Genomic DNA, 14,829 nt, shown 5'->3' with positions numbered 1-14,829 from the left:
GTCAACCGTCTATGCAAAGTCTGGCTATCGTGGGGACCGGCATTGCCGGGATGGGCGTGGCCCATCTGGTGCAAAAAGATTACGACATCACGCTTTTTGAAAAAAACAATTATGTTGGCGGGCACACCAACACTGTTTTTGTGGAAGAAGGCGAACGTCGCGTCCCCATAGATACCGGCTTCATGGTCTTCAATCATGTGACCTATCCCCTGATCCTCCGGCTGTTCCATCAGCTGGAAGTGCCCATGAAAAAGACCGATATGAGCTTTGCCGTCCGGCATACGCCCACCGACCTGGAATACAGCGGGACGGGGCTCAACGGGCTGTTCCGTCAGCGCCGCAACCTGATGAATATCGGCTTCATCCGCATGCTCCTGGCCATTGATCGCTTCAATTCCGATGCCATCGAAATCCTGAAAGACCCGCGTTACGATCAGTGGACCATTTCCGATTTGGTGGAAGCTCGGGACTACGGTGATGATTTTTTTCACAAATACCTTATTCCGATGAGTTCCGCGGTCTGGTCGACGCCTCCTGAAAAAATGCGGCTCTTTCCCGCGAAGACCCTGCTCCGCTTCTTTCACAATCATGGTTTTTTAGGCCTGCACACGCAGCACCAGTGGTATACGATCGACGGCGGCAGCGAAGCCTATAAGCAGCGTTTGATTGCGCCGTTCAAAGACCGTATCCGCCTGGATCAGAAGATTCAAAGCATCACCCAGCAGGATGATGGCCGCATCTGCATTCAGCATCAGAACGGAACCCGGGAAAGCTTCGATAAAGTGGTCCTGGCCTGTCACGCCGATGAGGCTCTGAAGCTTCTGGCCAAGCCCCTGCCCCTGCAGAAGCAGCTTCTGGGCGCCTTTTCCTATCAGGAGAACACGACGGTCCTGCACAGCGATGCGAGCGTGATGCCCCGCCTTCGCGGAGTCTGGTCGTCCTGGAACTATCGTATTGATGCGGACGACAAGGGCGCGGTTCAGCCGACCACGATCTATTGGATGAATCGCCTGCAGGGCCTATCCGAGAACGTCCCCTACTTCGTATCCTTGAATGAACCCGGCACTCTTGATCCTGATAAGGTTCACCGCCGGATCACCTATCACCATCCCCTCTTCGATTCCGATGCGATCGAGGCCCAAAAACGCTTGCACGAACTGAACGAAAGCCCGGATCCCTTTTATTTCTGCGGCAGCTACTTCCGATACGGCTTCCATGAAGACGCCTTCATGTCGGCCGTGAACCTGTCACGGGCTTTATTAGGGAGAGAACCATGGTGAAACCAGTCCCCGTCCTGCGGAGTCGACTGGTGAATGCCCTGGTGATCCATGAACGCTTACGAAAACGAGAGTCGCATCGTTTTACGTACCGCGTGTTCTATGGGCTCATCGATGCCGACGAAATTCCGCAGCTCGATAAGGAACTTTGGACGTTTTCCGCCCGAGGCCGCTCCCTCTATAGCCTTGGGGCCCAGGATTTTCTGAATTATGGGCAGCCGGACATCAAAAGCAATATCAAGGCCTGGCTCAAGGACCATGGCCACGACGTGGACGTGCGCCGCGTCCAGGTCTTCGCGCACCTTCGCACTTTGGGCGTGAATTTCAATCCGATCAGCGTCTTCTTCGTGGAAACGGGGTCGGACACCCTCTGCCTGGCAGAAGTTGACAATACTTTTGGCGACGCCAAACTCTATTACATAGGACCTTTGGGGCGCGACGGACACGTGATGAAGCGCATTCCAAAAGAGTATTATGTCTCGCCTTTTATTGAACACGATGCCGACTTTATCTTTGACATCAGAAGAAATGAAGATACTCTGAAAGTCCAGGTCACGACAGTGAAAGGCAAGGAACCCATACTCTATGCGAGCATGGAGGGGCAGCTGCATGCTGTGAGCGACTGGAGTCTTGTGGGCTATCTGTTTCGTATGCCCCTGACGCCCATCAGGGTGTTAGGCGCCATCCATTGGCACGCGTTACGTCTGATGATCAAACGCATTCCTTATTTCAAAAAAGAGGAACATCCTGAACAGCAGAGGGATTATTATGTACACAAAGATCATAAGCGACACATTACGTAAGGCCTCGGAACAAAGCCCGTCCCTGTTTGCAGCGCTGGTGGACAAGCATTTCAGCAAGATGAAACGGGGGCTTTTGATCATCGACGATGTCCAGAGTGGACGCGTTTATCGCTTCGGCCGGGGCTCCGAGGTCCAGGCCCGCATCACTGTCAATGATCCTGTCTTTTTTCGGAAGCTGGTCCTGGCTACCGATATCGGGCTTGGGGAATCGTATGTTGATGGAGATTGGGACACTGATGATATCGGCAAGGTCATCCGCTGGTTCATCCTGAATCTGCAGGACATGCCGTCGATGTCGGGCGGTCGGGCGAACATTCGCAATATCCTGGTGAATGCGATGGCGGCGGTCAATCGCATGCATCATAGCCTGAATCAGAACAGCGTCGAAGGCTCGCGGAAGAATATCAGCAATCACTATGACCTGGGCAATGAGTTCTTTTCCAGCTTTCTGGACGAGACCATGACCTACTCCAGCGCTCTCTACATCAGCGACGAAGCGGAACCCATGCCGGTGGCGCAGCGGCGTAAACTTCAGAATATGGCAGAGATGGCCGGAGTGAAGGCGCATCATAAGATCCTTGAAATCGGGACGGGCTGGGGTGAATTCTCCTGTTTCCTGGCCGCTACCTATGGTTGTGAGGTGACGACGCTGACCATCTCTGAACAGCAGTTTGCCTTTGCGCGGCAGAAGGTGCGGCAGCGTGGTCTGGAGCATCTGGTTACGATCAAAAACATGGACTACAGAAAGCTGCATGGGCAGTTCGATCGCATTTTCACCGTGGAAATGCTCGAAGCGGTGGGCGCTGAATTCCTGCCGACTTTCTTTGAAAAATGCGAGGAGTGGCTGAAACCGAGCGGAAAGATGGTGCATCAGGTGATACTGAGCCCGGACTCCCGCTTCGAGGACTTCAAGAACGGCGTCGATTGGATTCAAAAGCATATCTTCCCAGGCTCGCTCCTGCCGTCGATCACCGCGCTCCTGGATGCCGCGAATCAGGATGATCGCAGCTTCATTCTGTCGGATTATAAAGAGATGGGCCTTGACTATGCCCGTACCCTGCGCGAGTGGCAGCAGAACTTCAACCGCAATTTCCCGCGGATTGAAAAACTAAAACTGGGTTTTGACACGGCCTTCCGCCGGAAATGGAACTATTACTTCTCGTACTGTGAAGCGGCTTTCAGCATGCGCAACATTACGGTCGCGCAGATTGGAATGACCCGTCCCAACAATCATCAACCGGACTGAATCGTTCGCACCTGGAGCCTAGCATGGAAGCCCTTTTGAGTCGTGGATTGATCCCGGAAAAAGTTATTCGCCTCAGCATTCAGCAGCTGCTCAGAAAACGCATCGCCGACGAGTCGAAACATGATGTGGCGGCGAGCCAGGACCATCTGAACAACCTGATCCGTCAGCTCAAGGAATCGCCGATCGCGATCGAGACCGGCGAAGCCAATCGCCAGCACTATGAACTGCCGCCTGAATTTTTTAAATTCGTCATGGGCCGTTGGCTGAAATACAGCTGTGGCCTGTGGGACGAGTCCCCCAAGGATCTGTCCGCGGCCGAGGAGAAAATGCTGGAGGTTTACCTGCAACGCGCGGGCATTCAGGATGGAATGGAGATCCTGGAACTCGGCTGCGGCTGGGGATCGCTCAGCCTTTTCGCAGCCAAACGCTTTCCGAAGTGCAAGGTCACGGGCGTTTCGAATTCAAGACCCCAGCGTGAATTCATCATGGGCCGCGCCGCCGAGCTGGGCATCAAGAACCTTGAAATCATCACCCAGGACGTGAACAAGCTGGAACTGAATCGGACCTTTGATCGCGTGGTGTCGATTGAAATGTTCGAGCATATGCGGAACTATGAAAAACTTTTGGGCCGGATCTCAGGCTGGCTGAAACCTGAGGGCAAGCTCTTTGTTCATATCTTCACGCATAAAAACCTCGCTTATCTTTTCGAAGACAACGATGCCTCGGACTGGCTGAGCCGCAACTTCTTCACAGGTGGCATCATGCCGAGCGACCACCTGCTTTTTTATTTCAACAAGGATCTGCGCGTCGATCAGCATTGGGTGGTGAACGGCCAGAATTATCAGAAGACCTCGGAAGCGTGGCTCGCGAACATGAAGGCTCACGAAAAGGAAATCATGGAGATCTTCCGCACCCACTACAAGGACGAGGCGCTGAAGTGGTGGAACTTCTGGAAGATCTTCTTCCTGGCCTGCGCGGAACTCTGGGGTTTCCGTCAAGGCAACGAATGGCATGTGAGCCATTACCTTTTCAGCAAAGTGAAATAAGATGGCACTGACGCGCTGGCGGGAGTGTGGTTATGCCGCCGCAGAAGGCGGCCTTTCGGCAACAGAAACGTTCATTCGTTTGCATTTTCTTTTCTATCTGACCAATGAACTGCTCCTCCAGCCGGCCGTGGCCGGCCTCCTTGTTTCCATGGGCGTGCTCTGGGATGGGGTCATTGACCCGATCGCGGGCTGGCTCTCCGATCGCACCAGGACCCGCTGGGGCCGCCGCACCCCTTACCTCCTCCTGGGCCTCGTCCTTCTGCCTTTGCTCCTTGCGGCCCTGTTTTTGCCTCAACTCAAGACCATGCAGGGCCTGGGTCAAGTCCTGGCCATCGGCGGGCTTTATTTGCTCCTGAATACAGCCATGACGCTGATTGGTGTCCCGCATGCTGCTTTGGGTGGGGATCTCAGTCGCGACGAGGCGAGCCGAAACCGCATCTTTGCCTGGCGTTATTTCTTTACAACGATCGGTCTGCTCACGGGAATCGCGGTCCCCGGTTTTTTCATGTCACGGCTTGGGAATTCATGGGGTGCTTATTGGCAAAGTGCGGCCGTTTTGGGTGCCTTTGTGGTGTTCTGCACGCTGGCGACCGTGGTGGCCAGTGCGCGGGCCGATCGCGCGATCGAAGTCACGCAGAATCCCCATCAGCATAATCCGCTGGCCATGGTGCGGGGGCTGATTCGCAATCGGCCCTTTTTAATACTGATCACGGCTTTTATTCTGGCGACCATTGGCCAGGCCATCAATTCCAGTCTTGCGCTCTATTATTACCGGCTCTATCTGCAGCTTCCCGAGAAAGCGATAGAACAGGTCCTGGTGCTTTTCACGCTGATCATTATCGCAAGCATAATCGGCTGGAATCTTTTGAGCCGACGCTTTGAAAAAGTGCGTCTTCTGGCAGGCGGTGTGGGGCTTATGGGTTTATCCGGCTCCATCGCCTACCCTTTGATGCAGCCTCACGAGATGCAGGGACCTCTGGTCATGGCCGTGATTGGGGGGGTTCTTCTCGGTTCTGTTTTCCTTTTGGAGGTTATGGTAACTGACGCTGTGGATTATGGGGCCGTGCGGACGGGCAACGCGGATTACGGCAGCTACTTTGGTCTTTGGAAACTCGGGACCAAGATCGCGCGAGCGATTGCGATCGGGCTGTCTGGATTTCTATTGGAAGCGATCGGCTTTGTACCCGGTACGCCTCCCTCTTCAGAGACATTGCGTGGCCTTGCCATCCTGTTCGGGCCGGGCGTTGGCCTCTTTTTTATCGCCGGTGCCATCCTGGTTTTGTACTACCCTTTGCGGCAGGCTAAGGTCATTCAGCTACAGAGAATTCTGCAGAAACGCCGGTTTCGGATTTCGTAAGTATATCCATACCTTGGTCCCAGTGTGCGTCTGCCTGTATAATGGGCGACAGAGTTTACATCTTTTATGAGGACGCACATGAAGCTTTTCATTGGCCTGGCTATTCTTTTAAGCTCGTCTACCTGGGTTGGCGCCCAGACTCGGCCCGTCGTGAAACTGCAGGCTGATGTCTGGTGTCCTTTCAATTGCAAGGACACAGATGCCAATCCAGGTTATATGATCGAGATCGCGAAGATTGCTTTCGACAGCATCAAGATGGATGTTGAGTATAAAAATATTAGCTGGAACACTGCCATCGACAGAGGTCGAAAAGGGCTTATAAACGGTATCGTGGGAGCTGCTCGCTCGGATGCTCCTGATTTTATATTTACGTCCACCACACTGGGGAAAACCAAAAATTGCTTTTTCACCCAACCTTCTTCTACCTGGAAGTTTGACGGTCCCAATTCCCTCAAAAAGATCAAAGTCGGCGTCATAGAAGGCTATACCTATGGAGAACCATTCGAGACATACGTGTCCAGTTATTTCAAGGCCAAGGAAGAGGAAAGCAAGGCCAAAGGTAAAACTGAGGCCAAGAAAGAGTTTGATGTAAATAGTCCCATCCAGGCAGTACCCGGTGATCAGTCGTTGATTCTGAACGTTAAGAAGCTGAATGCGAAGCGAATTGATGCGTTCGTGGAAGAGACAAGCGTTATGAAAAATCACCTGCACGTAAATAAACTGGCACCAGATACCTTCAGAAACGCGGGCTGTTTGAATCCTGATGACGTCACTATCGCCTTAAGCCCTAAGGAACCGAAGGCAAAAGACTATGCTAAGCTCCTGTCAAATACCGTGGTGGCCATGAGGAAAGACGGTCGACTCAAGTCCCTCCTCACGAAATATGGTATCAGCGATTGGGAGAACTGAAACCGGCAGTTTTACAAGCGCTCTCGAAGTCAAGGCCAGACATCTGACAGTGTTTGGCCACTATTTTTTCGGGCTCGATCTCATAGGCGAAAATACCAGCCAAGCCAGCTACATAGAGTTTTTCTTCAAACCATGCAAAATCAAGGATATAGGAAGTACGCCTGGGATTATCAAGCCGCGGCGGCTTTATCGTTGCGATTAAATTTCCAGCATCACTGTATAAATCAAGGAGTCGCTCATCCCTGTGAACGACAAGAATACCTTGCTCCTCTATATACTGAAAACCTCCGACATAAGAACCAGGAGGCGCCAGACATTCGGCGGTTGTCTTTGTCGTCTTGGCTTGACAGATTCCAGATGAGGTCAAACCCAATATACTGGTCCCGCTCGCCGCAACAGAGACAAGTTCAAAATCAAAATTGTAATCATCCGACAGGTTTCGGATTGGACCTCGGAAATTCCAGTATTTCACTGGACCAACCTTTGAAAGTTCATCAGTGAAGAACACGCCATCCCCTTGGGGACTGACCTTTATCGCTACAGCATAACTTTTCAGTTCATTTGCAGCTACGGACAACCACCCACTGCCGTCATTTTTAAAAATTTTCAGAACCCCGTTTTGACACGATACTGCTAGAATGTTCCCTGACCTGTCAAAGCCAATATCCTGTGTTATGCTGCCCTGGCAAAAATCCAGTTCTGTCGATTCATAAGAAAATAAACTCTCGCTGACAACGTGCAACTTATTTGAATCATCAAAAATCAGCAGATCGCCTGACGAACTCACCCACTTCAAACGCAGAATCTCTGCCTGCTCGAATGTCATTGAGAATACGGGCTCGTTGCCTTTCTTGTCCAAAATTTCCAGAGTTTCTCCACTCCAGTCCCCAAGGGAATATGCAATACGGCCACTCACAGAGTTACTTTCAGCCTGGCGCAACTCCAACTTTGATTCTTTCAGAAAGCTCCAAGGCGCGTCCATATTTTGAGCAAAATAGATCTTGTCTTCATTTTTAACAAGTGCCGAAGAACCCACAAATTTGAATCGGTATTCGTTCCGTTTCGGACGAGCCGGCCAGGACTTAATAAATCTCTGAACTGGTTGTTCAAAGGGTCTCCACTCCATCAAATCCGTTCCGACAGTGCCCATGATCCGCCGTCTGACACGATCGTACTGTAACCGTTCCGAATGCAGATCGAGCTTCGAGACTTGCGAGACGGTATTTCCGTCAAAATCAACTATTTTGACCAATCCACTATAGTATTCCATCACAAAGAATTCCTTGGTCAGGAATTCAATGCGTTTAATAGAGCCCTCAGACAAATCTGAATAGTAGACAGATTCCAGTTTTTCAGAAGCGCCTTCGCCTTTCAGAAATTCATAAAGCGTTAAGTAGAATTTCCTTCCGTCGTTGTTCCGCTCATCAACGTAGTCCAAAACAACGGCAAAATTTTCGTCCTCATCTATCCAACCTATATCATCGAAAGAGCAATGTATTTGCTCACCTTTAAGGTTAAAGAGAGCGAATCTACCCATGGATTGCGCCTGCACATAGTTGCCTTTGGGAGTAAACTTCACAGAGAGTGAAGCCAAATTATCTTCTGGAAAACATGTACTGGCATCGATAACTATCTGTTGATTCTCGCCTTTGTCGACAACAATCCGGCCTTGACTGTCACGAGTCAAGGTCTGATAGCTCACTCCCTTGAGCAGGTAAATATCTTGAAGCGCCTCGGGAACGAGCTTATTCAGCAGCAAACGGTCTTGATCACTTAAGATAATGATATCGACGCCATTACTAAACATGATAGCTGATGAATCCCCAAGGACCTGGTAATTCTTAAAAGCCATACTCCGTCCCAGGTCAAGACTGTTAATCACTTTCCCTTTCAAATCTTGAATGGTGAGCGTTGCATCATCGAATACATATATCCGTTTCATTTTTGGAACAATAAGGGGAGAATTTCCCTCAATTCTGCTTTCGGAAACCAATTGGAGCTTCTCGGCGTCGAGTCTCTTAAGATATCCATCCCCATTAAGGTAGAAGACATCTCCACTTTGTTCATCAACTTTGAAATCGACGACTGACTCCGTCGCATCAAGACTTCGTCTCCGCGGAACACTTTGCAAGGCCGTGGCGAGAATACTGTCCGCTATATCTCGGCGAACCCGGGCCTTTTCAACCAGGGTCTTAAGACCAGTGAACTCGAAAAAGTTCTGCATAGCCAAGTCAAGAGCATCGAAAGGACTGTTAGCCAGAAGCAGAATCGACGTCTTGACACGCAAAAGAAGGTTCGCAATATTTTTACCATCCACTATTGCAACGCGGCGGGACTCCAGACCACTCCTATTACCTGCCTGATCCTGGGCGAAATACACAAAGCGCCATAGACCGGATGTTGGCAGGAACACATTGGAGGCCAAGCGAGAGAAGCCTTCAGGATTCTCGCAACTATCCGAAACATCCGTTCCATCATCTGCAAGGCCGACGAGGCAGTAGAAAATATCCCCGACAAATCCATCAGCGTTCGGGAAATACACGGTTCGACCGGGTTCCACCTCGAAAAACGTTTGATCCAAAAGGCCAAAGGTGCTGCTTCCAAAATTTGGCTGAATGCCCGATGGGGCCTCATTATCCACGATGATCTCGCAGGACCGCGTTCGCGCAGCTTTCTCCCAGTTCTGGTTCTGATTCACATCAAAAAGGTCCATCTTAATCTGGTAAGGCCCATCGGGAAAAACCGCTCCATTTTTCTTCAGATCGACTTCAATCGCCTGGGGTTGGATAAGCCACTTTTCAGAGATGGGACGATCACCCTGGGTGATCGTGTAGCGCAGAACATAGGGACTTAACGCACTCGAATCGATTTCAGATGCCAGTGTCAGGGACCGTGCAGACGTCCCAGCCGCAAGGGGGCAGCTCCATTCAAACCGAGGCTGGACAACGTTTCTCAAAAGGAACGAACGGCCACTCTCTGCAGGATCAGCAGGACCGAAGTAAAAATATTGGGATTGAGATTCATTGACCTGAATAAGAATGAAAGAACCTTGTTTCTTTTGCTCTGGAAGGATGACGCAACTTTTCGATGTTGTGCGCAAAGGGAGGCGAGCACCAGTCGAATCAATGATCGCGGCCGACGAAACCGCAAGGTCGGAAAACTCAGACCCATTGGGTTGTAGAGCTTTAACGACCTTTGAAGAGCCAAGGTCCTCGCCACATTCGAGCTGCCCTGCGTCAACTCCGTTTTCAAGTTTCGAGCAACCCGGGGCAAACAAAAGGATAAGGACCCATAATGAGCCAAGAACCTTACCGAACATATCACCCCCCTGAATACGCCAAAACAGCATCGTAACATATTGTGATGATGCGTTTCTGTCAAGAGGGAAAGTGAGAACGCAAAAATGCTGACTAGAACCAGTAATGGCTCACCAGCAAAGCCTGGTAGCCATAATCCTTCGAATAGTTCTCGTCCAGTCGTCGATCCAAACGACCATAGAGTTCAAAGTGTGGCCTTGGTATCCACTGAATGCCCGGGCCATAGACCCTCTGCCGCCTTACGTACTCTTTGTCCCCCGAGGAATCCGCCGATTCAAAGCTCGCGAAAACCTGAAAGCCCTGGAAAATATCGTAGCCGACTTTGCTGCTCGTAATCAGCGCCGCATGTTCGGGTGTGGACAGGTCATCGCTTTCCACCGGCTTTTTGTTTTGGTAATAGATCTCGCTGAGAATGTAACTGTTCGGCGTGAATCCCATCATGAGGAAAGGTCCGAAGGCATCACGTTCCCACACCGGCCCTTTACCATGAATGTAGCTGAGTCCAAGGCTGGTGCGCTTGCCGATGAAGGTGGATGCCCGGGTGCTGTAGCCCTGCTCACGTTCCTGATCACCTTCCTCTTCCCCACCGGCGATGACATCGGCCACGACTTCGAATGTTTCGCTGGTATAGGCGGCTTCGACGTTCATATTTTCCTGATGTTCATCAAAACCAAGCAGGCGACGGCTTAAGAGAGAATGATCCGGGTTGGCGAGGCCGAAGGCTGGATAGAAACGTCCAGCCCGAGCCTGCCAGTTGTCGGTGAACTGATAACGCAGGTAATACCGGCGACTGGAACTTTGACCGCTGTAAGCACCGAAGGCCCCTACTATGGTCAGCTTTTCCAAAGGCGTCCAGGCCAGCTCGATGTCGGCCTGCATCGGAAATCCGGTCTGAGTTTCCGTAATCTGATTATCATTCTTGATGGAAAGAAAGCGGACATCACCTCCGACATTCAATGATTCGGGGAGTTTCACCGAGCCATGCAGAAAGTCGGCTTCCCCTTCGCGGGCCCAGGTGGCCATGAATTCTTCTTCAAGACGGCGGCCGTACTCATTCAGCACGCCCCCACCTGTTACACTCACATGGCAGGTCGCGCAGCTGAAATAACCACGACGCACGGTTTCTGGAAAGCTCCAGGCGGAGCTGGAAAAGAGGATACTCAGGATAAGCAATCGCATGATTTTAATCATTGGGCGCTCCTGCATCAATCCAAAGACGTATCGCTTCCACTTCCTCATCCAAAAGTTTATTGCCATAGGGAGGCATGGATCCGCCGTCAATCACTTCGAAAAGGTCTGAAGACAAAGCACTCCCTGGCACCACCCATTTTTCCAGGAGCAGCTTCCGCGACTCCACCAGGGAATGACAGCGGGCGCAGCGCGGCATCAATATCGTGGAACGGATCGCGCTGAATTTCGGGGGGAATGGTTCCGTCACTCCGCTTTTCACTTCCCTTTGGCCACAGGCTGTCCAGCTCATGGCGATGGGAATGAGCAGAAGAAGCATTCTCATAATGAGACTCCTTATCACTTGACTCATGTCGTACCATCACGAATCTAGTGCAAGGCTTGGGGCTTGAAAAGCCCCGTCTTTCGGCATATTGGAGTTTTTATGAAAGGAACTACGAAGTCTGTGGCTTTTAGGCGGCGCTGCGCTGTCCTCTGAGGGACTTATGCATGGGCACGCGCAGCAGGAATTGAGTACCCACACCGACCTGGCTTTGAATATGAATCTGACCGCCGGCCGATTCAATAGCGTCCTTGACAGCCTTCATACCCACGCCACGGCCCGAGATATCGGTGATGGTTTCAGCCGTGCTGAGACCGTCGTTGAAGATGAGCTGCAGAATGTCCTCGCGCTTCATTCGCGAGGCAGCTTCAGCGCTCAAAATACCCATATCCAGGGCTTTCTTCAGCACCCTTTGCGCATCAATCCCGCGTCCATCATCTTCCACGCGGATCAGATAGTTCTGATCCTCGGCCGTGATTTTCAGCATGAGACGAGCCCGCTCGGGTTTATTGCCACGTTCGAACGAAGGCTCCAGACCATGATCCACAGCATTGCGGAAAAGGTGCACGAGGTTTTGGAAGATGTCCGCGGCCTCATCACGGCCCATGCGGATGTCACCGCCTTCAATGATAAAGTCCAAATCAATGCCACGCTGCGACGCCAGTTTCTGGACATAGCTGCTGATCGGACCCAGCATGCTTTCCACGGTATCCTTCCGCATCTCAGACAGCCATTGGTTGACATGATCCTTCAGCTCGCTTCCATTATCCAGCTGGGAAATGTCGCGCTCGATCTCGTCGAGGACGTGTTCATCAATGGAAATCAGGCGGCGGTTTTCAGTATCGAATTTCAGTTTCAAAAGGGAATAATGCTTATCCAGGAATTCCCGAAGGCTCTCTTCAATCCCTGTCAGATACTCAGGAACGATATTTTCCTTGTCTTCGGTGGAATGAATAAGGTCCGCCACCTGCCGGATGCCAAAGGCGGCTGAATTCCCCTTCAGGGTGTGCAGATCGCGGCGCAGAACGACCATGTTGCCGGTTTCGATGGCGGTATAGCAGTTTTTCAAGCGATCGCGCGAATCCTGGATGAAGTCGCGGAAGGAATTCATATTCTGCATGATGTTGACGATCGAACGGTTGATCTGGTTCTCCAGCTCGATGCTCTTCAGCAGAGTCACATCCACGATGGTGAAAAGAATTTTGCTAATGTGCCCGCTGGCATCACGGATCGTGCTGCCTTCCAGGGATATGGTCCGATCACCGATCACGAAAGTCTTGGGGATCTGGCCGAGGGAGACGGATTCCGGCATCTCGTCTTCGAAAACTTGCAGAAGAGCCAGTTGAAAGTGCTTCTCGACTTCGCCATGAAGATTCAGGGCCAGGCTGAGCTTTTTCGCCTGGATCTGACTCGAATTCAGGAGGACCTCGCAGCTTCGCGTATAGCCTTCGAGGATCGTGAAATTTCTGTCGATCAAAAGGAAGCCTGTTTTCACATGATCCAGGATCATCTTGATCGTCGCCGTCCGTTCCTGAACTTTGACCTCCAGCTGATCGTTCATGACTGTCAGGGATTTATTCTTCTGTTCCAGTTCTGCAAAAAGCTGAGCCAAAGACTGGCGCGTGATCTCCAAAGATTGCCCAAGGCTCCCGATCTCGTCTTTCTCATTCCATACGAAGGGTTTGGTCAGGCGTTTTTCGGCGATCTCGTGGGCTTCCGCTTTCAAACGATCGATCCGCGAAAGCACCCGGAAATGCAGCAAGACAGCAAGCACCAAAACGCAGCCTATGATTTCTGCGACGGCGAGGCCGATGAAATCCACCATGCGCGAACGGATTTCAGCCGCGGCCTGGGCCATGCTGAATTCCACGACGACTTTCCCCAAGACCTGCTCTTCCGCCTTGATCGGGACTTCCTGGGTCACCACCGTTCCGATGCGACGTTTCTCATCCTTGTCTTCCCAGAAGACTTCGTTGTTCGCGTCAAAGATCTTCACGCTTACGATGCGCGGATCATCCATCACCGATTTGCCCAAAGGCGCAGCGCTTTCGGGCGAAAGATCCCAGACGGCCTTCTGCACGCCAAGGGCCAGGACTCGCGTCACGCGTCCATGCGTCTCGTGCACTTCCTGCAGCAATTTTTTCTGCTGACTGCTCAAAAACAGCCAGGTCCCCAGCGCAACCGAGGAAACGATCGTCGCCAACACACCGCCAATGACCCAGATCCGAAGAGAGAGATTTTTCATATACATCCATATGCAAAAGCTCGAGACCTTTGGTCTATCGTGAAAAAGACAAAGGCAGTTAAGCTCGATGATGAGCAGAACTGCCTGATTTGCCATTAACCCATCTAAATTACACAGGAAACAGAAACTTACGTTTTAAAATTAAACCGCTTTTCGCGATGCGCCGCGGGGAAAGATTTGATCGATAACCGTCCGACGGTGCTGAAAAATCTTCCGAACTTCACTACGAACGAAAGGCAGCGCCGTGCTTTCTCCGAGCCATCCCAGGGGCACCTGGTACTTCACTTCGTCCGTCATGAGGGTTCCGCCAGGAACTTCATGAAAGCGATGAGTATGATGCCAGACCGCATAGGGCCCCTTTTCCTGAGTATCAATGAAATAGCGTCCGGGCTCCCATTCCTTGATCAGAGTCTTCCAACGGAAGGGCACACCGTGAAGGCGCAAACGATAGGTGATCGTGGTTCCAGCGCTGATGGCCGGACTGCTGATCGTCTCGATCTTGAAATTCAAAGACTTCGGCGTAATGCGCTCCAGATTGTGAGGATCGCAGAAGAACTGGAAAACATCGGAAAGGGGCCGGGCAAGGAACTGCTCGGTTTCCAGACGATGATAGGTTCCCGCGTCTTCCAACGCGCCATGCAGCGTCGGAAATCGAAAACGGAAGCTTCGTTCCAAGAGACGTTTCGGAAGGACCTTTTGACTTTTCAGCACCATGTCGCTCATCTCACCCATGGCCGCGCGCATGGCGAATGCAGGAGCGTTAAACACGGCCGGCCGGTGCAGGACCTTGCCGAGAGTTTTGGTGAAAACGCGATTGGTGACAGGCTCAGGACTGACCGCGTTATAGATTCCCGTCCAGCTTTTGTCCTTCAGAGCCTCGCTATACATCGTGACAAGATCGTCGCGATGAATCCAGCTCATGTACTGACGGCCGTCTCCTAAACGCCCTCCGAGTCCGGCGGCAAAGAGAGGACGCAATTTTTCCATCACGCCTCCGTTCGGCCCGACCACGACGCCCACTCGCAAAATCACCAGCCGATCGGCAGGTACAGAGCGCGCGGCGTCTTCCCAATCCTGGCATACAGCCGATAGAAAGTGCGAGCCCGGCCCCGATTCCTC

General features: G+C 51.7%; 11 protein-coding genes. 6 read left to right on the top strand and 5 right to left on the bottom strand.

The features are described from left to right. The first annotated feature begins 11 nt into the window (after positions 1–11). From VFO10_RS12100 to VFO10_RS12075, 6 genes are all read left to right on the top strand, one after another. The gene (locus VFO10_RS12100; protein ID WP_325140411.1) at positions 12–1,280 is read left to right on the top strand and encodes an NAD(P)/FAD-dependent oxidoreductase; all 1,269 of its coding nucleotides are present in this window, start codon (positions 12–14) and stop codon (positions 1,278–1,280) included. Then, positions 1,274–2,080: a DUF1365 domain-containing protein gene (locus VFO10_RS12095; protein ID WP_325140409.1), complete on the top strand. Its 807-nt coding sequence runs from the start codon at positions 1,274–1,276 to the stop codon at positions 2,078–2,080. Before VFO10_RS12100 ends, VFO10_RS12095 begins: the two co-directional genes overlap by 7 nt. Further along, a complete protein-coding gene (locus tag VFO10_RS12090) occupies positions 2,046–3,326 on the top strand; it encodes a cyclopropane-fatty-acyl-phospholipid synthase family protein (protein ID WP_325140407.1) in 1,281 nt (426 codons plus the stop codon). The genes VFO10_RS12095 and VFO10_RS12090 overlap by 35 nt, the downstream gene beginning before the upstream one ends. 23 nt (positions 3,327–3,349) lie before the next feature. Then, entirely contained in the window at positions 3,350–4,372 is a 1,023-nt protein-coding gene (locus tag VFO10_RS12085) for a cyclopropane-fatty-acyl-phospholipid synthase family protein (RefSeq protein ID WP_325140406.1), read from the top strand. Between the two features lies 1 nt (position 4,373). Continuing rightward, entirely contained in the window at positions 4,374–5,729 is a 1,356-nt protein-coding gene (locus tag VFO10_RS12080; protein ID WP_325140404.1) for an MFS transporter, read from the top strand. Between the two features lie 78 nt (positions 5,730–5,807). Beyond that, positions 5,808–6,638 (top strand): transporter substrate-binding domain-containing protein, encoded by an 831-nt coding sequence (locus VFO10_RS12075; protein WP_325140402.1) that lies wholly within the window; start codon positions 5,808–5,810, stop codon positions 6,636–6,638. Here VFO10_RS12075 and VFO10_RS12070 read toward each other — a convergent pair. From VFO10_RS12070 to VFO10_RS12050, 5 genes are all read right to left on the bottom strand, one after another. Next, entirely contained in the window at positions 6,619–9,957 is a 3,339-nt protein-coding gene (locus VFO10_RS12070; protein ID WP_325140400.1) for a hypothetical protein, read from the bottom strand. The two genes, VFO10_RS12075 and VFO10_RS12070, sit on opposite strands and share 20 nt — an antisense overlap. 91 nt (positions 9,958–10,048) lie before the next feature. Beyond that, positions 10,049–11,134, bottom strand: a complete 1,086-nt coding sequence (locus tag VFO10_RS12065; protein WP_325140398.1) for a porin — start codon at positions 11,132–11,134, stop codon at positions 10,049–10,051. Positions 11,135–11,138: 4 nt separating this feature from the next. Continuing rightward, positions 11,139–11,468, bottom strand: coding sequence for a cytochrome c (locus VFO10_RS12060; RefSeq protein WP_325140396.1), 330 nt, complete (start codon positions 11,466–11,468; stop codon positions 11,139–11,141). A gap of 127 nt (positions 11,469–11,595) precedes the next feature. After that, complete coding sequence (locus VFO10_RS12055) at positions 11,596–13,710, bottom strand: ATP-binding protein (protein ID WP_325140393.1); 2,115 nt, start codon at positions 13,708–13,710, stop codon at positions 11,596–11,598. A gap of 141 nt (positions 13,711–13,851) precedes the next feature. Then, a partial coding sequence (locus VFO10_RS12050; protein WP_325140392.1) for a DUF1731 domain-containing protein occupies positions 13,852–14,829 on the bottom strand: 978 nt, incomplete at its 5' end.

Source organism: Oligoflexus sp. (genome assembly GCF_035712445.1).
Taxonomy (GTDB): domain Bacteria; phylum Bdellovibrionota_B; class Oligoflexia; order Oligoflexales; family Oligoflexaceae; genus Oligoflexus.
Note: the sequence above shows the minus strand (reverse complement) of the source record. Positions and strands in the feature narration are given on the sequence as shown.